Here is a 20847-nt window from a genome sequence, read left to right as displayed (position 1 = left end):
AGCAGGGAAAGATATGACAGATATTTTAACGATGGGCGAGATACTTGTTGAAATTATGCGTGAGCATGAGGATGTTCCTCTTGACCGGGCAGGGACGTTCAAAGGCCCTTATCCCAGCGGCGCCCCCGCGATCTGTATTGATGCGGCCGCACGTCTGGGATGCAGGACGGCGATCATCGGCGGCGTGGGAAAGGACGATTTCGGAAAATGCCTTTTAGACCGTCTGAGACAAGACGGCGTGGACGTAAGCCATGTCCTTGAGAGTGAGGAGAGGGCTACAGGCTGCGCCTTTGTGACCTATTTTGGAGACGGTTCCCGGAAATTTATTTTCCATATGGGAAATACGCCTGCTGTCGAGGCGAAAGCCCCCGGACAGGGTGAGTTTGAGGGCGTGAAGTATATGCATATCATGGGATGCTCCCTCATGTCGAATCCGGTGTTTGCCCAGGAAATATTAAAGACGATGCGCATGTTTGCCGGAGAGGGCGCTAAGATCTCCTTTGATCCGAATATTCGTAAAGAGCTGTTTACGGACGAATCCATCCATGAGGTGATCGGGGAGGTGATGGAGCACACCGGCATCTTTCTGCCGGGAGTCGAGGAGCTGCTGCTGATCACCGGGCAGGAGACAGTGGAGAAGGCGGTAGAGTCCTGTTTTGCATATCCGAAGATGGAAATTGTGGTTTTGAAAAACGGGGCAAAGGGAAGCCGGATCTACCAGCGTGACCGTGTGGAAGAAGTGGGCGTTTACCAAGTAGAACAGGCAGATGCCACCGGAGCCGGGGACTGCTTTGACGGGGCGTTTCTGGCAGGGCTTGTCCAGGGAAAGAGTGTGAAGGAAGCCGCGCAGATGGGAGCCGCGGCAGGAGCGCTCAATGCGGCTGCGTTTGGGCCGATGGAGGGAAAGATCAATCCCGGGACAGTGAAGGAAATTATGGAAAGAGGATGACGGAAAAGAAATTTATTTTCAAATAAGCAGGAGTAAAGGGCTGTCAGAATATAGGATTTATACACAATGCATGGATGATACTTCAACGATTTGCGATATATATTGTGGTAACTCGGCTATTTTCTGACAGCACATTTTCGTTTCCTTAATATTTCCATTCGATCCCTTCCCATATCGCGGGGATTTTTTCTTCGGGATTAAAAAAAGGAATTAGAAATTTTTGGAGCTGCCATACAGGATATCAAAGTCTGGTTTGTTAATGATTCCTTTCATTTTAGAATATGCTTTTTCTATATCGGCTTTTTCACTCTTAAACATGGCAAAATTACCCGGCATTCTTCCGGTGTGTTCCCATATATCGTATAGTTCCGAAGTGCTAAATACGGAGACATAGGACATTACATAGATATCCAATAAATCCTTTACTCGCCGGCATATTCCATTTCCAGAAGCGGCATAAAGCTTATCAGACATCATTTTATTGATACTTGCTCCTCTGATTGTAATGTGGTTAAGATAGGAAATATAAGATTTAGCATAGTTATTTTTGTGAACACTCAAATCAATACTGGCTATTTTTTCCTGATTTTCATCTATGATTTTGAAACCGGCAGATTTTTTCTCACCGTATTCTCTGCTGATAACAACATCTAAAGCATGATCTACACTTTTTACTGCTTTGCGTATGGAGCATTCCATTTGTTCCATTGTTGGGGCTGCTCCTACCCAGTCGCCGTCAATATCTCTGGTGCCTCTTTCTACAAGGGATGGGTTATAATCACGTATAAGCAGATTTAAAACCATAGCACCCTTAAATACAATTGGAACACCGCTTTTTGATAGTTCCTCCATAATCCTGTATAGCAGTTCCATCAATTCCATAAATAGTTCTCCCTATTCTTCATAATATTCTTTTGCCCAACTGCTATACTTTTCAAATCGGCTTTTCAAATGCTCAGGTATTTTAAGCGCTTCGAAAGACTGACCATTTTCCTCATAATAATTTGCCAGGCTTTCTGTAATGATCTGCTCGTCGCCGTCCTGTTCAAGCAAGTCTATAATTGTCTGATGAATGGTTGTGCAAAGTAGCCCATGGTATTCCTGACAATCAATTTGTTCGAATGAAGAAATTTTAATTTGTTCTGTTCCCTCTATATTCTGCTTTTTTGTAACAAAAATCTGGGCAGCAGTACGATGTCCGCCGTTAGTCAGGCCCAAAAAATCAGCGGCGGTATCAAAAGCAAGAATACATTCATACTTACTCAGTAATTGTCTTAGATAATTATTGTATGTTAAAACAGCCATGTGCCACCTCCTAACCCATTTACTACTGAGTTGATTATAACTTGTAAATAAAATCCCGTCAATGTTCATACGGCATCCGGCCAATTCAGTGATGGGGCTTGCTTTTCACTTTGATTTTTTGTATTATTCTATGTATATATACAGATATAGCCGTAGTTACACGAAAATATGAATGGAGGATTCCGAAAAGATGGACGCGAGAGAAGTTTTAGAACAGGTGAAGTCCGGCGGGATATCGGTGGAAGAGGCGGAACGGTATTTTCAGAAGCAGCCCTATGAGGAGATGGGATATGCCAAATTGGACACATACCGGGAGATTCGCTCCGGCTTTCCGGAGGTGGTATTTTGCAGCAGAAAAGCGGATGTACATCTGAAAAATATCTATAAAAGGCTATACGAGGAAAATGGAGAAGTATTCGGAACACGCGCCTCTGTGCGGCAGTACGAGGTGGTACAGGAAGTGCTGCCCCAGGTCGTATACGATGATGTCTCACACATTTTAAAAATAGAAGCAAAAGACAAGACTCGGATCGGAGAAATCGCGGTCTGCACGGCAGGCACGGCGGATATCCCGGTGGCCGAGGAAGCGGCCCAGACGGCAGAATATTTCGGGGCAAATGTAAACCGCATCTATGATGTGGGAGTCAGCGGCATTCACAGGATGCTGTCCCATCTGGACGTGATTCAGCGGGCCAACTGTGTGGTGGCCGTGGCAGGCATGGAGGGGGCTTTGGCAAGCGTGCTCGGCGGGCTGGTCAGCCGTCCGGTCATCGCGGTTCCGACATCCGTGGGCTATGGAGCCAGTATGAACGGGCTGTCCGCATTGCTCACAATGATCAATTCCTGCGCGAACGGCATTGCGGTGGTCAATATAGACAATGGATACGGCGCAGGCTACATCGCCACCCAGATCAACCGTCTGGCAGTGAAAGGAGAATGAAAAAATTGGGAAATATATTATATCTGGAATGTTCGTCCGGTATCAGCGGAGACATGGCAGTCGCCGCGTTGCTGGATTTAGGAGCCGACCAGGAGGTATTGAAAAAAGCAGTCGCAAGCCTTCCGGTGGAAGGATGTTCGATTGAGATCAGCAGGGTAAAAAAATCCGGGCTGGATGCCTGCGATTTCCTGGTACATCTGGACGAAGCGCATGAGAACCATGACCACGACATGGAATATCTGCATGGAACGGAAGAGCAGTGCCGCAGCCATGCCCATTCCCATGATCATGGAGAGGGACATCATACCCATGCCCATGGAGAACATATGCATACTCACGAAGGGGACAGCCACGGACATTCGCATGAAGCCGGTGCCCATACTCATAGTGCTGCGGAGATTCACGGACATTCCCACACCCATGAAGATACAGGGAACCATGAGCATTTTCATGAAAACGGTCACGTACACTCACATACTCATGGCGACGCAGAAAAGCATGAACATTTTCATGGAAATACACACTCACATACTCACGACAGTGCAGGCGCCCATCACACCCACCGCGGGTTACAAGAAGTCCTCGCCATCATCAGCCAGGCAGAACTCAGCGGCAGGGCAAAGGAAACGGCGGTCCGCATCTTTACGATCCTTGCAGAAGCAGAGGCGAAGGCCCACGGCGTTCCGTTGGAGCAGGTACATTTTCATGAGGTGGGCGCGGTGGATTCCATCGTGGATATTGTGGCGGCTGCGGTATGCCTGGACGACTTAGACATCACGGAAACGGTGATCCCCAGGATCTGCGAGGGCCGGGGATTTGTCCGCTGCCAGCACGGCGTGATTCCGGTGCCGGTGCCGGCGGTGGTAAATATTGCGCAGGCGAACCAACTGCCCCTGCACCTGACCGAGACAGAGGGTGAACTGGTGACGCCCACCGGGGCGGCGATTGCGGCGGCGATCAGAACCAAAGAGCAGCTTCCGGAGTCATTTGTGATCAAAAAGACCGGTATCGGAGCAGGAAAACGCACCTATGACCGGCCAAGCCTGCTCCGCGCAATGCTGATCGGCACAAAAGAACAGCCTGCGGTAAAGCATGATTGTGTCTGCCGCCTGGAGACAAACATAGACGACTGCACCGGAGAAACACTCGGATATGTCATGGAACGGCTTTTCGAAGCCGGTGCCCGGGACGTAAATTACACACCGGTATACATGAAGAAAAATCGTCCGGCATATCAACTGAATGTCATTTGCAGCCAGGAGTCCGTGCCGGAGCTGGAGAGCATCATCTTCCGGGAAACTACGACCATCGGCATCCGAAAGATGGAAATGGAACGCGCCGTGCTGGAACGGTCCCCAGAGACAGTACAGACGTCCCTGGGAGAAGCGGAGGTAAAGGTCTGTACACTTCCGAGCGGGGAGAAACGCTGTTACCCGGAATACGCGGCCGCAGAACGGCTGGCTGCAAAAAACGGTATCAGTTACCAGGAAGCATTCGAACAGATCAAAAGAGAGGCCCAGGAAAAATTTCAATGATGCAATATGAAGAAAAGAAAATCCGATTAAAAAAGCAGATCCAGGCTTATGCCGGGGAAGGCTGTATTGTAGCATTTTCCGGCGGTGTGGACAGCAGTCTGCTGTTAAAGCTGGTATGCGAGGCAAAGGGCCGCGTCTGGGCAGTGACCATGCAGACCCGGCTCCATCCGGTCTGCGAGATAGAACATGCCCAACGGGTAGCGGAAGAGATCGGCGCACCCCACCTGGTCATTCCGGTGGATGAACTGGAAGAAGCCGGAATCCGCCAAAATCCTCCGGACAGATGCTATCTCTGCAAAAAGCACCTTTTTACCAGAATACTACAGAAAGCGGAATCACTGGATATTCCCAATATTCTGGAAGGAACCAACGAGGATGACCTTCATGTATACCGCCCGGGACTCAAAGCGCTCCGGGAACTGGGAGTGGCCAGTCCTCTGGCGGATGCAGGATTTACGAAAGCGGAGGTGCGCAGGCTGGCAGAAGAATACGGGCTGTCTGTAGCGGACCGTCCGGCTGCCCCCTGCATGGCGACCCGGTTTCCGTATGGGACGGGCCTGTCTTATGAAGAGCTGCAGAAAGCAGCGCAGGGGGAGGCATATCTGAAAGGCTTCGGACTGTACAACGTCCGGCTGCGGATTCACGGCGGTATTGCAAGGATTGAGACGGATACGGAGGGATTCTCCGTTTTACTGAGCCGCCGGCAGGACGTGATAAGCTATTTAAAAGATCTGGGATATACATATATCACATTAGACCTGGAAGGTTTCCGCTCCGGCAGCATGGATGTCGGAATCACCGGTTAAAAAGGATTCAGCAATGAACAAACGAACAATTTCCATTATACAGGAGCTCTGCATTCCGGAAAAGTCCGTCAGCATTTCCGAACTGGCAGGGCAGTTTGGCGTATCCCAGAGGACGATACGCAATGACCTGAATACGATCAATGATATTTTAAATGAAAACGGAATCGGAGAACTGAAATTGAAAAGCGGGGGGCAGATTGCCCGGGACGCGTCATTTGAGAAGATACGCTCTTTTGTCTCGGAAGGGGACTTTTATGACTACAAGCTGTCAAAGGAAGAACGGGTCCGGATTGCATCCGTCCTGCTTGTCACATCGTCAGAATATACTACCATGTCCGCCATCGCGGATACGCTGTTTGTGAGCCGGGCAACAGTGATCAACGATCTGGAAGAAGTCAAAGCCTGTGTCAGAGAGGGCGGACTGGAAGTATTGTCCCATCCGAGCCGGGGCCTGCGCGTACAGGGGCCGGAGAGCGACAAACGGGTCTTTCTGCTGAAATCCGCAGATACAGGCCAGGATACGGCATGGCAGGAGCTGGTGAACGGACAGATTCATGTGCCGGAAGAAACCGGTGCGGTGCTCCAGAAGATCGTCACGGAGCAGGAGCACATCCATAAATGCTTTCTGACAGACGATTCATTTCAAAAAGTACTGCTTTATCTGGAAATCATGATCAACCGGAACCAGCAGGGGGAATACATAGAGGTCCGCAGAAAAAATGTCAGCAGCAAGCATCCGATGGCGCAGGACATTCTGAAGCTGATCTCCCAATACTGCCATATCCATACAACAGAGGATGAAGTGCAATTTCTCAGCGAACTGCTTTCCATGGCCCGGTATACCCGGCAGAAAAGCAGCGAAAAAAATGCGGTGAAGCTGCAGTTCATTACACGGCAGTTTATTTGGCAGATTTCCGAAGAAATGGGGGTCAATCTGAATGGGGATTATGATTTCTTCGAAAATCTTTCCGCCCATCTGGAATCCGTATACTCCGCCGCGTCGCCGGGCTACCCGGACAATCCCATCATCGAGGAGGTACTAAAGGAAAACAGGGAGGTAGCCGCGGCGGTTCGGAAAAAACTTCCCATCCTCCAGCAGTATACAGGCCAGCCCATCGAGGAGATTGAACTGGGATATATTACGGTTCACGTGTGCGCGGCTTTGGAACGGAAAAAGAATAAGGAGATCGCATTTCACGTGATCGTGGCCTGCCATGCGGGAATCGGAACGTCCCAGCTATTGCTGGAAAGGCTGAAAAAGCATTTTAACTTCCAGATCGTGGATATTATTTCCGTCCATGAGGCCAAAAACCTGGAACCCCAGAAAGCAGATTTCATCATTTCTACGGTTCCGCTTGCGGACTGCAGACTGGATTATGTGATTGTATCCCCGCTTCTGAATGATGAAGATTATATCCGGGTGGGCAATAAGATCGACAATCTGCGCAACAGCAGAAACCTGCCTGTCCGCGCGGAGGAACACGAGATTACCGCAAGGGGTCTGTTAGAAAAGCTGGACCCGGTCATCCGGGAGACGGTCCCGGAAGCCGCTCCCGAACTTCTGCAGAAAATCCGGAAAGTGGTGGGAGAGTACTTCCATCAGAACACGGAAGTGGAAACAGAAGCGGAGCCGCCGTATCTCCATGAACTGCTGCCGCCTGACCATATCGTTTTGGATGTGGAATGCAGGGATTGGCGGGAGGCGGTACGCAGGTCAGGGGAAATACTGCTGGACATGGGATACATCGAAGCGCGCTATATCGATGCCATGATTGCCAACATCGAAGAAAACGGACCCTACATCGTGCTGTCTCCCGGATTTGCGGTTCCCCATGAAGGCGTGGAGCAGGGCAGCATCCGGGTAGGTATGAGCCTGATCCGCCTGAGCACCCCGGTTCCATTCGGAGCGGAAGAACTGGACCCGGTAGAGTTCGTCTGCTGTCTGAGCGCGGTAGACCACAAGACCCACCTGAGAGCATTTTTCAATCTGGTGAATCTGCTCAGGGACGAAAACTTTAAGCGGTGTCTCCGCGAAAGCAGCACTCCTGCGGAGGCGGCCGGGATCATTGAAAAATTTGAGTATGAAACCGCGGAATAAGACCGAAACCGCAGGGCAATGGGAGCGCTGAACGGCAGCACGGCCTGGATTGGTCGAAATTATTTCCAAAACATTGCAAACAATTATTCTTTTCCTATCCTCCCCGCAGTGTTATGATTACAGACAGAGAAGAAAAGGCCGACCATCGGACCGCGGCAGACGTATCCCCAGAACCTGGAGCTCTGCCGCCGCTTTTCCACAATGAACAAACAGGAGGATCAATCATGAAAACATTTAGCTATGAGATTAAGGACGCAATCGGAATCCACGCAAGACCGGCAGGGCTTCTTGCAAAGGAAGCGAAGAAGTATGAGAGCAAGATCGTGATCAAAAAAGAAGGCAAATCCGCGGAGGCTACCAAGCTGATGGCCATTATGGGCATGGGCGTAAAGTGCGGGAACGTGGTGGACGTTGAGATCGAGGGCGCAGACGAAGAAAAGGCATATGAGGACATCAAGGCGTTTTTCGAAGCAAACCTTTAAAAATTAGGAGTGTACTGATATGTTAAAATTTTCGGGAAAATCCGTATACAAAGGAATTGTCCTGGGGCCGGCGGCCGTATTGAAGAACAATGATTTTCAGGTGAAGCGCGAAAGGGCCGAGGATTCGGAGGCAGAGATCGCCAGAGTAGAGACGGCGGTGGAAAAGGCGCAGGAACAGCTCCAGAAGCTGTACGAAAAAGCAGTGAAAGAAGTAGGAGAAGCCAGCGCAGCCATCTTCGAAGTCCATCAGATGATGCTGGAGGACGACGATTACCGGGACGCGATCAGCAGCATGATCCGTACGGAGCAGATCAACGCGGAATACGCGGTAGCGGTAACCGGCGATAACTTTTCCGAGATGTTCGCCAATATGGACGATGATTATATGAAAGCCAGGGCGGCGGATATCAAGGACATTTCCAACCGCCTGGTGCGCAATCTGGCCGGGCAGGAGGACATGGATTTTGGTTCCATGGAGCCGTCCGTCATCATAGCGGATGACTTAAGCCCCAGTGAGACGGTGCAGATGGATAAGAGCAAGATTCTGGCTTTTGTGACGGTGCATGGTTCCACCAACTCTCATACGGCCATCCTTGCCCGTATGATGAACATTCCGGCGCTGATCGGCGTGCCCATGGATCTGGAAGAGATCCATACCGGGCAGACCGTGGTTGTGGACGGCTTCAAGGCAGAGGTGGTGTTTGACCCCACAGAAGAGCTTTGCCGGGAGACAGAAGCGCGGATGAAGGAGGAGCAGGAGAAGACAGAGCTTCTCCAGACATTGAAAGGCAAAGAAAATGTCACCCGTTCCGGCAAAAAGATCCATATTTACGCCAACATCGGAAGCGTCGGCGACGTGGGATATGTACTGGAAAATGACGCAGGAGGAATCGGCCTGTTCCGGAGCGAGTTTTTGTACCTTGGGAGAAATGATTTCCCAACAGAGGAGGAGCAGTTCCAGGCATACCGCCAGGTGGTGCAGACCATGGCCGGCAAGAAGGTGATCATCCGGACGCTGGATATCGGCGCGGATAAGCAGGTGGATTATCTGAACCTGGGCAGGGAAGACAACCCGGCTATGGGCTATCGGGCTATCCGCATCTGCCTGAAACAGAAGGACATTTTCAAGACGCAGCTCCGTGCCCTGCTGCGCGCGGCGGCATACGGCAACCTGTCCATCATGTATCCGATGATCATTTCCACGGAGGAAGTACGGCAGATCTACAGCATCGTGGATGAGGTGGAATGTGAGCTGAACGATGCGGGGATTCCCTACAAGATACCGGAGCAGGGAATTATGATCGAGACACCGGCCTCCGTTATGATCAGCGACGAGCTGGCGGAGATGGTAGATTTCTTCAGTATCGGAACCAACGACCTGACCCAGTATACCCTGGCCATTGACCGTCAGAATGAAAAGCTGGACGACTTTTACAACCCGCACCACAAAGCAATCCTGCGGATGATCAAACTGGTGGTGGACAACGCCCACAAGCATGGAAAATGGGCCGGGATCTGCGGCGAGCTGGGAGCGGATCTGGAGCTGACGCAGGAATTTGTACGGATGGGTCTGGACGAACTTTCCGTAGCTCCCTCCATGGTTCTCAAAGTAAGAAAAAATGTAAGGGAAATGGAATAAAAAGAAAATCTTGCTTTTTTTGGCCGGATTGAGTATAGTATACCCGAAAGGCAGACAGAATTGCGTTCATTGGGGTATCATATATGGAAAAAGTAAGAGCTTATATCGAAAAATACCATATGGTCGGGACAGAGGACCATATTATAGCAGGTATATCGGGGGGAGCAGACTCGGTATGCCTGTTTTTCGTGCTCCTGGAGCTTTGCCCCGGCCTTGGAGTCCCATTCACGGCAGTCCACGTAAACCACGGGCTGCGGGGGGCTGCTGCGGACCGGGACGAGGCGTTTGTGCGGGAATTGTGCGGGAAATACGCGGTGCCGCTGGAAGTTTTTCGGGTGGATTTGGAATCAATTTCCAAAAAAAGGAAACAATCTCTTGAGGAGTGCGGCAGAAATATCCGGCGGGAAGCCTTTGAGCTGGTCTGTGCAAAGTGCGGGGGGACGAAGATCGCCCTGGCGCATCACCAGAACGACAATGCGGAGACACTCCTGTGGAACCTGGCAAGGGGAACCGGCCTGGCGGGGCTTTGCGGCATCCGCCCGGTTAACGGAAGGTACATCCGGCCGCTTCTGTGTCTCAACCGGAGGGAGATCGAAGCGTTTCTGGAACAGCGGGGAGAGCGGTTCTGTACGGACGATACCAATCAGGACACAGAGTATACGCGCAACAGGCTGCGCCATCTGGTGATCCCTGTTTTGGAAAAAGAGGTCAATTCTCAGGCAGTCCGGCATATGAATGAAGTAACGGAGCAGCTCCTGGAGGTTGGAGAGTACATGGAGCGATGCTCGGAGGACGCATTTCGAAAATATGTAAAAACCGATGAGACGCCGACCCGTTTTCTTGTGAAAAAGGAGCTGTGGGAAAGGGAACCGGAGATCCTGTGCACCATGGTGCTCCGGCGTGTTTTGGAACTGGCGGCGGGACAGGCCCGGGATATCGGAAGGGTTCATATCCGGGGGGTGCTGGAATTGTTTCGGAAGCAAACCGGAAGAAGCCTGGATCTGCCCTATGCCATGCGGGCGGTCCGTACTTACGAGGGAGTGGAAGTATATCCGGAGCAGGATTCGGTCCCGCAGGCTGAAAAAAAGGCGTATCCTCTGCGGATTCCGGGAGAAACCCGCGTTCCGGACATGGGAATGACGGTCTTTTGTAAGGTTTTCCCGAAAACAATGTGCTTTTCTATGAAGGAAATCCCGCAAAAAGAGTACACGAAATGGTTTGATTATGATATAATAGGAACACCGCCCTGCATCAGGTCAAGGCAGGGCGGTGATCAGATAGCGATCGACCGGGCGGGACACCGCCAAAAATTAAAATCCTGGTTCATCAATGAGAAGATACCTGCAAAAGAGAGATCTGCTATTCCCTGTATCGCGTCAGGGAGCGAGATCCTGTGGATTCCAGGGCGCCGCATGAGCAGCGCGTACCAGATCAGCAGCCATACGAAGCAGATCCTGCAGATCGAGATTGTGAAAGAGGATGATAAAGCAAAAGAACTCTAATAGAAGTGAAAAAATAGTCGAGCAAAAGAAAAAATCGCATTACGGAGGAAAAAAAGATGGCAGAGACAATTCGGGAACTGATATCGGAGCAGGATGTAGACAGAAGAATCGAAGAATTAGGAAAGCAGATCAGCGAAGATTACGCGGGAAAGAGCATTCATCTGATCTGTATACTGAAGGGCGGCGCATTTTTCATGTGCGAGCTGGCGAAGCGGATCACGCTTCCTGTATCCATTGATTTTATGTACGTAAGCAGCTATGGGGACGCTACATCCTCCAGCGGCACAATCAAGATCAAAAAGGACCTGGACGAATCCGTAGAGGGCAAGGATGTGCTGATCGTGGAGGACATCATTGATTCAGGGCGTACCCTGTATTTTCTGACCAGAGAACTGGAAAAGCGGGGAGCAAAAAGCATCCGTCTGTGTACGCTTCTGGATAAGCCTGAACGCAGGGTGGTGGAGGTTCCGACCGATTATGTCGGTTTCCAGATCCCGGATGAATTTGTCGTGGGCTACGGCCTTGATTATGCGCAGAAGTACCGGACACTGCCTTATATCGGTGTCGTAGAGGGAGTATAATAAGGAAGTTTTGGGAAGGAGCAGAAATCATTGAATAACAATAACAAGTACAGGACCATGAGCGGCGCCAGCGTCGTGATGTTTATTGCCATCGTGTTTTTTGCACTTTGGTTTACCGGACAGATGCAGCAGCGCGACCAGGAGATCACGTACTCGCAGTTTATCAAGGAATTGAAGGACGGAAACGTGGCGGACGCCATCATCAACCAGAGCAAGTCTGTGCCTACGGGAACGGTGACCGTGAATCTGAAAAATCCGCGCGGGTCCAGGATCGTAAATATAACGGATGTGAATGAGACCCGGGAATTACTGGATAAGTATGACGTTGTGTATCGGGTGCTGAAGGTTCAGGAGGAGACGATACTTACCACCATCCTGGTGCCGGTGCTGATCACGATGGCAGGCGTATTTCTGATCTTTATGCTGATGAACCGCCAGGGAGGCGGAGGCGCCAATGCCAAGGCGATGAACTTCGGAAAAAGCCGCGCAAGGCTCAACAGCCCTGCGGACAAGCAGGTGACCTTTGCCGAGGTGGCCGGGCTGAAGGAAGAGAAGGAAGAGCTTGAGGAGATCGTAGATTTCCTGAAAGCACCGAAAAAATACATTCAGGTGGGAGCCAGGATTCCGAAGGGCGTACTTTTGGAGGGGCCTCCGGGAACCGGCAAGACGCTTCTGGCCAAGGCCATTGCGGGAGAAGCGGGAGTACCGTTTTTCAGTATTTCCGGTTCAGACTTTGTGGAAATGTTTGTGGGCGTCGGTGCATCCCGCGTACGCGACCTGTTCCAGGATGCCAAGAAAAATGCACCCTGCATCATATTTATCGATGAGATCGATGCCGTGGCAAGACGCCGCGGGAGCGGACTCGGCGGCGGACATGATGAGAGGGAGCAGACGCTGAACCAGCTTCTGGTAGAGATGGACGGATTCGGAGTTAACGAAGGAATCATCGTGATGGCGGCGACCAACCGGAAGGATATTCTGGATCCGGCCATCCTGCGTCCGGGACGTTTTGACCGGAACGTGATCGTAGGCCGTCCGGACGTGGGCGGACGGGAGGAGATCCTGAAAGTCCATGCAAAAAACAAGCCCCTGGGCGACGACGTGGATCTCAAGCAGATCGCGCAGACAACCGCAGGATTTACCGGGGCAGACTTAGAAAACCTGCTGAATGAGGCTGCGATCCTGGCAGCCAGAGACAACCGGATCTTCCTGCAGCAGAAGGATATCCGGCATGCATTTGTAAAAGTGGGAATCGGACCGGAGAAGAAGAGCCGCATCGTTTCAGAGAAGGAACGCAGGATCACGGCGTATCATGAGGCGGGACATGCGATCCTGTTCCATGTACTGCCCGACGTAGGGCCGGTCTACAGTGTGTCTATCGTGCCGACCGGGGCGGCAGGCGGTTATACGATGCCCCTTCCGGAGCGTGACGACATGTTCAACACCAAGGGGCATATGCTGCAGCAGATTACCGTATCCCTGGGCGGACGCGTGGCTGAGGAAGAGATTTTTGACGATATCACGACCGGGGCATCCCAGGATATTCGTCAGGCGACAGCAATTGCAAAATCCATGATCACCAAATTCGGTATGTCAGAACGCCTCGGCTTGATCAACTATGACAATGACAGCGATGAGGTTTTCATTGGAAGGGACTTCGGACATACCTCACGGGGATATGGAGAGAAGGTTGCAGGCACCATTGATGAAGAGGTAAAGCGGATCATTGATGAATGCTATAACAAGGCAAGGGCGCTTTTGCAGGAATACCATTCTGTACTGGATGCCTGCGCAAAGCTGCTGCTTGAGAAAGAAAAGATTTCAAGAAAAGAATTTGAGGCACTTTTTGAAAATGGTTCCTTGGGAAGCATAGACATGGACGGAATGAATGCCGAGGTGTTTTCCGCAGGAATCTGAAATACGTAAAGGATAATAGATCAGGCGATTTGGATTTTGTTTCTGAAATCGGGGAGGGAATGACAGGTATACCGGATGTGAGTGCATAGGCAACAATTGGAGAAGGCAGGCATAGTGTGATACGACACGGAATAAGGGGGATCAAAATGCAATCACAGTTTTTAGAATTTTTGAAAAAAAGAAAAATCTGGCCAAAAAGCGGTTTCAAAAAGAAAGATCATAGCAGCAGAGAGGAAGGCAGACACCATGGAGCTGAAACGGAAAGCAAAGAAGAGTCCAAACCTGCTATAAAATCAGAAGAAAAAATGACGCTGCAGGAGGAAATTGCGGCGGCGGAAGCAGAAAGCGGCTGCGAGGCGCAGCGGACCGAAGGGAGAGCGGAGACACATCCGGAGGAATTATCAGAGAGCGTACAGTCGGAAGAGTTCATGAAAGTACATCCGGGAGAACCGCCGGAGACAGAGCATATGAAAGGGATTGCGCAGACGCATTCTGAGGAACCTGCGGAAGCAGCGCATCCGGAAAAGCCGTCAGAAACGCACTCTGAGGAACCGCCGGAAGCAGCACATTCGGAAAAGCCGTCAGAAACGCGCTCTGAGGAACCGTCGGAGACAGAACAGCCGACAGTGGGCTCGGAAGCACATCCTGAGGAATCTGAAGAAGCGGCGCATTCGGAAAAGTCGGAAGAACCGTCGGAGAATATGCACCCGAAAGAGAGCGCAGAAAAGTACTCGAAGGAAACAGAGGCAATAGAAACAGAAGCGAAAGCAGAGCCGGAAAAATCTGCGCAGGCGCATGAAGGCGTATACAAGCACCCGGAAAAACATCCGGGGGGCTGGCACGAGGGCCGGACAGAGACACGGACAGAAAAAGAAAGCAATACGGAAGAGGTCTATGAATCGATCAATCGAAAAGGAGATTTCAGGATGTGCAGAGACGCCTTGTTCTGCGATGGGACTTCTTCCTATGTGATACCGCCGGAGCCTGCGGAAGGTCAGATGATCAGGCTGCGGTTCCGCACCGCCCGGAACAATGTCAGTACGGTCCTGCTGGTGGCGGATTCCGGGATTTATCAGATGGAGAGGGTTCTTACACGCGGCGTATTTGATTATTACGAGATTCACTGGAAGCTTGGCACTGAAGCCTTTTCCTACTATTTTGAAATCCACTGCGATGATGAGGTCTGCTATTATAACCGAACCGGCGTGTCGGATGACATCAAGCCGCATTATTCGTTCCGGATCGTGCCTGGATTTTCCACGCCGAACTGGGCAAAAGGCGCTGTGATGTATCAGATTTTTGTGGACCGCTTTTACAATGGAAATCCGGAAAATGATGTAAAAGACAGGGAGTACATCTATATCGGCGAACCTGTCAGAAAAGTGGAGGACTGGAACGAAATGCCCCACGCCATGGATGTTCGCAGGTTTTACGGGGGCGACCTCCAGGGCGTGATGGAAAAACTGGATTATCTGCAGGATCTTGGCGTGGAAGTCATTTATTTTAACCCGCTGTTTGTATCGCCGTCCAATCATAAGTACGATATTCAGGATTACGATTATATCGATCCCCATTTTGGGATCTTCATTCAGGACGGAGAGCAGGCGCTGCCTGAAGGGGCAGAGGACAATACCCAGGCGGAGCTGTATAAGAAACGCGTCGGAGACCTGGAAAATCTCGAAGCAAGCAATGAGCTGTTCATCCGCCTGGTGGAAGAAATCCACCGCCGGGGTATGCGGGTGATCCTTGACGGAGTATTCAACCACTGCGGCTCTTTTAATAAATGGATGGACCGGGAGCGCATTTACGAGAGCCGGGACGGTTATGAGAAGGGTGCGTTTATCAGCAAAGACAGTCCGTACAGGAGCTTTTTCTATTTTCATAACAATGAAGATTCTGCATGGCCGTACAATACCAGCTATGACGGATGGTGGGGAAATGATACCCTGCCGAAGCTGAATTACGAAGATTCCCGGAAGCTGGAAGACTACATCATGGAGATCGGCAGAAAATGGGTATCTCCGCCGTACAACGTGGATGGCTGGCGTCTGGACGTGGCTGCGGATCTGGGCCATACCAATGAGTACAACCATGCGTTCTGGAAAAGGTTCCGCAAAGAGATCAAGAGTGCCAGGCCCGATGCGCTGATCCTGGCAGAACATTATGGAGATCCCGCGGACTGGCTGCAGGGAGACGAGTGGGACAGCATCATGAACTATGATGCCTTTATGGAACCGCTGACCTGGTTTTTGACCGGGATGGAAAAGCACAGCGACGAGTTCCGGCCCGATTTATTGGGGAATGCGGACTATTTTGTCAATACGATGAACCACTTTATGTCCTGTATGCAGACTTCTTCCCTGCAGACGGCAATGAACGAACTCTCCAACCATGACCACTCCCGTTTCCTGACACGGACAAACCAGGTGGTAGGACGTCTGGGAGGCATGGATCACAGGGCCGCCGAGGAAGGGGTCATTCCCGCCGTCATGGCGGAAGCGGTTGCGGTACAGATGACCTGGGTGGGAGCGCCAACGGTATATTACGGCGACGAAGCAGGGGTGTGCGGATTTACAGACCCGGACAGCCGGAGACCGTACCCTTGGGGAAAAGAAAAAAAACGTATGATAGATTTCCACAGGGAAATGATCAGGATACATAAGACGGAACGGCCGCTGCGCACAGGGTCCCTTCGGATGCTGTATTGGGAGAAGGACGTGCTGGCGTACGGAAGGTTTGTGGGCGACGAGCAGGTGGTTGTGATCCTGAATAACAGTGAGAGCCTTCGGGAAGTCACGGTTCCGGTATGGATGGCGGAAGTGCCGGTCACCGGACGGATGAAACGGCTGATCTACTCTTATGAAGACGACTTTACCACAAAGAAAGATGAATACATTATCCACAATGGAGAAATCGTAGTAAATATGGGACGACATTCCGTGCTTGTTGCGAAAACGAAACGGACAGAGGGATGACCGACCATTCTGATACAGGCGGTCCCCTCTTGTAAATGTGTATTTATGGATAGGAAGGAAGTCTATGGAGCAGCTATATACACGTTGGGGAAAGACGCTTGACGCAGACCATGTTTTACAGGAATACCCGCGCCCGCTGCTAAAGCGGGACAGCTACGTCAATCTGAACGGGTATTGGGACTATGCGGTAACGAAGCAGTTCAAAAGGCCGGAAAAATATGACGGCAGGATTCTGGTGCCCTTTTCGCCGGAGAGCGCATTGTCCGGGGTGGGCAGGCAGCTGCAGCCGGATGAATACCTGTGGTATCGGATACAGGACGGCAGATTTTCACCGGATTGGGAAAAGCTGGATCAGGGAATGCGCCTGATCCTGCATTTCGGCGCGGTGGATCAGTCCTGCAGGGTGTATGTCAACGGCCGGGAGGCGGCTAAGCATACCGGGGGATATCTCCCCTTTTCCGCAGATATCACGGAATACCTTGGGAAAGCATCCAATGAAATACTGGCTGCGGTGAAGGATCTAAGCGATACCTCTTACCATGCAAAAGGAAAGCAGAAGCTGAAAAAAGGCGGTATGTTCTACACTGCGCAGAGCGGGATCTGGCAGACCGTTTGGATGGAATACGTGCCCGGGTGCTATATAACAGAATTGGCGGCAGAGCCGGATCTGGACCGGAAGCTGGTGCGGATCTGTGTCCGGTCGGCCCTGGACCTGCCGGTGAAGATTCAGGTCTGCGCTCCCGCCATCTGTCAGCAGGGACATGAAAAGGAATGCGCGGTGATCGCGGAGGGCAGCGGCACCTCCAACCGATATATTGAGATACCGATTCCGGAGGTGCAGCCCTGGACCTGCGGGGAGCCCTGGCTCTATGAGTATACCGTGACCATGGGCGAGGACAGGGCAGAAAGCTATTTTGCCCTGCGCACATTTACGGTGGAGCCGGATGAAACCGGGATTCCCCGTATCTGCATGAACGGAGAAGTACAGTTCCAGAACGGCGTCCTCGATCAGGGCTACTGGCCGGACGGACTGTATACGGCGCCTTCGGATGAGGCAATGATTTTTGATATCCGGGAAATGAAAAAGCTGGGCTTTAACATGATCCGGAAGCATATCAAGATCGAACCCCAAAGATGGTATTACCACTGCGACCGCCTGGGTATGGTGGTCTGGCAGGATATGGTGAACGGAGGAACCTGCTACAGGCACTGGTTTGTGACCTATGCGGCCACGCTGATCTCCTGGCGGAAATGGAACATGGCGGATATCTATCCCCGTCTTTTGTCCCGTACGCATAAGGAAGGCAGGTTGGAGTTTGTCCGGGAGATGAAGGAGACGATCCGGCTTCTGAAAGGGCATCCGTCTATCGCGGTATGGGTGATCTTTAACGAAGGCTGGGGGCAGTTCCAGACTGAGGACATGACGAGGATTGCCCGGGAATGCGACGGCACCCGGCTGATCGACCAGGCAAGCGGCTGGTTTGACCAGAAGGGCGGAGACCTCCAGAGCATACACAATTATTTCTTTAAACTGGAATTTACGGCGGAAAAGGAACGGGCCACCGTGCTGTCGGAGTTCGGAGGCTATTCCCTGCGGGTGGAACAGCACAGCGCCTGCAGGAAACTTTACGGCTATGGAACACATAAGACCATGGAAAGCCTGAATGCCGCATATAAAAAGCAGATGCAGAAAGTAAAAGAACAGATTCCCAACGGACTGTGCGCCAGCGTCTATACACAGCTCAGCGACGTGGAGGAAGAGATGAACGGAATATTTACATATGACCGGGAAGTGTGCAAGCTTCGGCTTTAGCGCGGCTGCATCGGAAAGAAGGAGAGAAAAAAATGTCAGAGAGACCAAAGTATTACATTACAACAGCGATTGCCTATACTTCCGGCAAACCGCATATCGGCAACACCTATGAGATTGTCCTGGCGGACGCGATCGCCCGCTATAAGAGGATACAGGGATACGATGTGTTTTTCCAGACCGGGACGGACGAGCATGGGCAGAAGATTGAGCTCAAGGCGGAGGAAGCAGGGGTTACTCCGAAGGAGTTTGTGGACAATGTATCTGCCGAGATTCAGCGGATTTGGGATATGATGGATACCTCTTATGATAAGTTTATCCGCACTACGGATGGATACCACGAGAAGCAGATCCAGAAGATCTTCAAGAAGCTGTATGACCAGGGGGATATTTACAAAGGACATTATGAAGGGATGTACTGTACACCCTGTGAATCCTTTTTTACCGAGTCCCAGCTTGTAGACGGAAAATGTCCGGACTGCGGGCGTGAGGTGCAGCCGGCGAAGGAGGAAGCCTATTTCTTTAAAATGAGCAAATATGCGGACCGCCTGATTGAGCACATCAACGCGCACCCTGAATTTATCCAGCCTGTCTCCAGGAAAAATGAGATGATGAACAATTTCCTGCTTCCGGGCCTGCAGGATCTCTGTGTATCCAGAACTTCGTTTAAATGGGGAATCCCGGTGGACTTTGACCCGAAGCACGTGGTCTATGTATGGCTGGACGCGCTGTCCAACTATATCACCGGAATCGGATACGACTGCGGCGGGGACTGCACGGAGCAGTTCCGGAAGGACTGGCCGGCAGACCTGCATCTGATCGGAAAGGACATCATCCGTTTCCATACCATTTACTGGCCCATCTTCCTGATGGCCCTGGATCTTCCGCTGCCGAAGCAGATCTTCGGCCACCCGTGGCTCCTCCAGGGGGACGGCAAGATGAGCAAGTCCCGCGGAAATGTACTGTACGCGGATGAACTGGTGGATTTCTTCGGCGTAGACGCAGTACGCTATTTTGTACTCCATGAGATGCCTTTTGAGAATGACGGGGTCATTACCTGGGAACTGATGGTGGAACGGCTCAATTCCGACCTGGCAAATACGCTGGGCAATCTGGTCAACCGGACCGTATCCATGACCAACAAGTATTTCGGCGGCGTGGTAAGCGACAAGGGAGCCGCGGAGGAAGTGGACGGGGATCTGAAGGCCGTGATGGAAAGCACCGCAAAAGCGGTAGACGCAAAAATGAACGACCTCCGCGTGGCAGATGCGATGACGGAAATCTTCAATCTGTTCAAGCGGTGCAACAAATACATCGACGAGACCATGCCCTGGGTACTGGCCAAGGAAGAGGCGAAAAAAGACCGTCTGGAGACCGTGCTGTGGAACCTGATCCAGGGAATCTCCGCGGGCGGAAGGCTTCTGGAGGCATTTATGCCATCTACGAGCCGGAAGATCCTCTCCCAGCTCAATGAAGGACATGTGACGGATAAGCCGGAGATCCTCTTCCAGAGGCTGGATCTGAAAGAAGTGCTGCAGAAAGTGGAAGAACTGCACCCGCCGGTAGAAGAAGCGGATCAGGACGCCCAGGAGGAAGAACAGACTGTGATCGATATTGAGGCGAAGCCGGAGATCACCTTTGACCAGTTCGGCGCAATGCAGTTCCAGGTAGGTGAGATCATCGCCTGCGAGGAGGTGCCCAAGTCGAAGAAGCTTCTCTGCTCCAAGGTGAAGGTCGGAAGCCAGGTGAAGCAGATCGTATCGGGGATCAAGGCCCACTATACGCCGGAGGATATGGTCGGCAAAAAAGTGATGGTTCTGGTCAACTTAAAGCCCGCCAAGCTGGCAGGAGTCCTTTCGGAGGGAATGCTGCTCTGCGCGGAGGATGCAGAGGGCGTCCTCTCCCTCATGGCTCCCGAGAAGGATATGCCTGCGGGAGCGGAGATCTGCTGAGCGGATTTTGAAAAAAATGCCGCGGGCTTCGTCCTGTAAAGGAGCGGCCCGGAGGAAAAATACAGCGGACATTCCAATCGCTGCCGGGGCCTGCCGTATCTGTGATTTTTGAATCCCGGATGCGGCAGGCTCCGGTTTTTTACTGTCTGAATCCGACGAATATTCAGAAAATTTTATGCAAAATAGACAATTATAAATTTATTAGAAAAATATTCCAAAAATGTGTTGACAAATAAGAGCCTGTATGATAATATAAGATCAATCCAAACGAGATACGATTTATCAATCCAATATCTCAGGAGGAGCCATTTTCCGGGGAGACACAACTTATAGAACAATCAGAATCTGGTTCGGAG

General features: G+C 51.4%; 15 protein-coding genes. 13 read left to right on the top strand and 2 right to left on the bottom strand.

What is annotated here, in order from left to right; genetic code table 11:
* The first annotated feature begins 13 nt into the window (after positions 1-13).
* Entirely contained in the window at positions 14-949 is a 936-nt protein-coding gene (locus EBB54_RS18905) for a sugar kinase (protein ID WP_004075084.1), read from the top strand.
* Between the two features lie 210 nt (positions 950-1159).
* Here the strand turns inward: EBB54_RS18905 and EBB54_RS18900 are convergent, their stop codons facing one another.
* Together EBB54_RS18900 and EBB54_RS18895 are read right to left on the bottom strand one after the other, a co-directional pair.
* A complete protein-coding gene (locus EBB54_RS18900; protein ID WP_125128553.1) occupies positions 1160-1831 on the bottom strand; it encodes a nucleotidyl transferase AbiEii/AbiGii toxin family protein in 672 nt (223 codons plus the stop codon).
* A gap of 12 nt (positions 1832-1843) precedes the next feature.
* Positions 1844-2254 (bottom strand): hypothetical protein, encoded by a 411-nt coding sequence (locus tag EBB54_RS18895; RefSeq protein WP_004075087.1) that lies wholly within the window; start codon positions 2252-2254, stop codon positions 1844-1846.
* Between the two features lie 190 nt (positions 2255-2444).
* Between EBB54_RS18895 and larB the strand changes: the two genes are divergently transcribed.
* The 12 genes from larB to metG all read left to right on the top strand — a co-directional run bounded on the left by larB (position 2445) and on the right by metG (position 20491).
* A complete protein-coding gene (gene larB, locus EBB54_RS18890; RefSeq protein ID WP_125128552.1) occupies positions 2445-3194 on the top strand; it encodes a nickel pincer cofactor biosynthesis protein LarB in 750 nt (249 codons plus the stop codon).
* 5 nt (positions 3195-3199) lie between these two features.
* Positions 3200-4729: a nickel pincer cofactor biosynthesis protein LarC gene (larC, locus tag EBB54_RS18885; protein WP_125128551.1), complete on the top strand. Its 1530-nt coding sequence runs from the start codon at positions 3200-3202 to the stop codon at positions 4727-4729.
* Positions 4726-5535: an ATP-dependent sacrificial sulfur transferase LarE gene (larE, locus tag EBB54_RS18880; RefSeq protein WP_125128550.1), complete on the top strand. Its 810-nt coding sequence runs from the start codon at positions 4726-4728 to the stop codon at positions 5533-5535. Before larC ends, larE begins: the two co-directional genes overlap by 4 nt.
* Before the next feature lie 13 nt (positions 5536-5548).
* Positions 5549-7633, top strand: a complete 2085-nt coding sequence (locus tag EBB54_RS18875; protein ID WP_125128549.1) for a BglG family transcription antiterminator — start codon at positions 5549-5551, stop codon at positions 7631-7633.
* Positions 7634-7857: 224 nt separating this feature from the next.
* Positions 7858-8115, top strand: a complete 258-nt coding sequence (locus EBB54_RS18870) for an HPr family phosphocarrier protein (protein ID WP_004075097.1) — start codon at positions 7858-7860, stop codon at positions 8113-8115.
* A gap of 19 nt (positions 8116-8134) precedes the next feature.
* On the top strand, positions 8135-9754 hold the full coding sequence (ptsP, locus tag EBB54_RS18865; protein WP_125128548.1) for a phosphoenolpyruvate--protein phosphotransferase: 1620 nt from the start codon (positions 8135-8137) through the stop codon (positions 9752-9754).
* 83 nt (positions 9755-9837) lie between these two features.
* Positions 9838-11256, top strand: coding sequence for a tRNA lysidine(34) synthetase TilS (tilS, locus tag EBB54_RS18860; protein WP_125128547.1), 1419 nt, complete (start codon positions 9838-9840; stop codon positions 11254-11256).
* 56 nt (positions 11257-11312) lie between these two features.
* On the top strand, positions 11313-11837 hold the full coding sequence (gene hpt, locus EBB54_RS18855; RefSeq protein ID WP_004075102.1) for a hypoxanthine phosphoribosyltransferase: 525 nt from the start codon (positions 11313-11315) through the stop codon (positions 11835-11837).
* Between the two features lie 30 nt (positions 11838-11867).
* Positions 11868-13754, top strand: coding sequence for an ATP-dependent zinc metalloprotease FtsH (gene ftsH / locus EBB54_RS18850; protein ID WP_193554370.1), 1887 nt, complete (start codon positions 11868-11870; stop codon positions 13752-13754).
* 926 nt (positions 13755-14680) lie between these two features.
* The gene (locus tag EBB54_RS18845; protein WP_125130895.1) at positions 14681-16729 is read left to right on the top strand and encodes a glycoside hydrolase family 13 protein; all 2049 of its coding nucleotides are present in this window, start codon (positions 14681-14683) and stop codon (positions 16727-16729) included.
* A gap of 64 nt (positions 16730-16793) precedes the next feature.
* Positions 16794-18542, top strand: a complete 1749-nt coding sequence (locus tag EBB54_RS18840; RefSeq protein ID WP_125128546.1) for a glycoside hydrolase family 2 protein — start codon at positions 16794-16796, stop codon at positions 18540-18542.
* Between the two features lie 32 nt (positions 18543-18574).
* Complete coding sequence (gene metG / locus EBB54_RS18835; protein WP_125128545.1) at positions 18575-20491, top strand: methionine--tRNA ligase; 1917 nt, start codon at positions 18575-18577, stop codon at positions 20489-20491.
* The last annotated feature ends 356 nt before the right edge of the window (positions 20492-20847 follow it).

It is taken from the genome of Schaedlerella arabinosiphila, assembly GCF_003885045.1.
Lineage (GTDB): Bacteria > Bacillota > Clostridia > Lachnospirales > Lachnospiraceae > Schaedlerella > Schaedlerella arabinosiphila.
This window is presented reverse-complemented; position numbering and strand designations above follow the sequence as displayed.

What these genes read in the sequence shown, in the direction of transcription:
- EBB54_RS18905 (WP_004075084.1), top strand. Translation starts at nt 14, where the DNA reads ATGACAGATATTTTAACGATGGGCGAGATACTTGTTGAAATTATGCGT.
- EBB54_RS18900 (WP_125128553.1), bottom strand. Translation starts at nt 1,831, where the DNA reads ATGGAATTGATGGAACTGCTATACAGGATTATGGAGGAACTATCAAAA.
- EBB54_RS18895 (WP_004075087.1), bottom strand. Translation starts at nt 2,254, where the DNA reads ATGGCTGTTTTAACATACAATAATTATCTAAGACAATTACTGAGTAAG.
- larB (WP_125128552.1), top strand. Translation starts at nt 2,445, where the DNA reads ATGGACGCGAGAGAAGTTTTAGAACAGGTGAAGTCCGGCGGGATATCG.
- larE (WP_125128550.1), top strand. Translation starts at nt 4,726, where the DNA reads ATGATGCAATATGAAGAAAAGAAAATCCGATTAAAAAAGCAGATCCAG.
- EBB54_RS18875 (WP_125128549.1), top strand. Translation starts at nt 5,549, where the DNA reads ATGAACAAACGAACAATTTCCATTATACAGGAGCTCTGCATTCCGGAA.
- EBB54_RS18870 (WP_004075097.1), top strand. Translation starts at nt 7,858, where the DNA reads ATGAAAACATTTAGCTATGAGATTAAGGACGCAATCGGAATCCACGCA.
- ptsP (WP_125128548.1), top strand. Translation starts at nt 8,135, where the DNA reads ATGTTAAAATTTTCGGGAAAATCCGTATACAAAGGAATTGTCCTGGGG.
- tilS (WP_125128547.1), top strand. Translation starts at nt 9,838, where the DNA reads ATGGAAAAAGTAAGAGCTTATATCGAAAAATACCATATGGTCGGGACA.
- hpt (WP_004075102.1), top strand. Translation starts at nt 11,313, where the DNA reads ATGGCAGAGACAATTCGGGAACTGATATCGGAGCAGGATGTAGACAGA.
- EBB54_RS18845 (WP_125130895.1), top strand. Translation starts at nt 14,681, where the DNA reads ATGTGCAGAGACGCCTTGTTCTGCGATGGGACTTCTTCCTATGTGATA.
- EBB54_RS18840 (WP_125128546.1), top strand. Translation starts at nt 16,794, where the DNA reads ATGGAGCAGCTATATACACGTTGGGGAAAGACGCTTGACGCAGACCAT.
- metG (WP_125128545.1), top strand. Translation starts at nt 18,575, where the DNA reads ATGTCAGAGAGACCAAAGTATTACATTACAACAGCGATTGCCTATACT.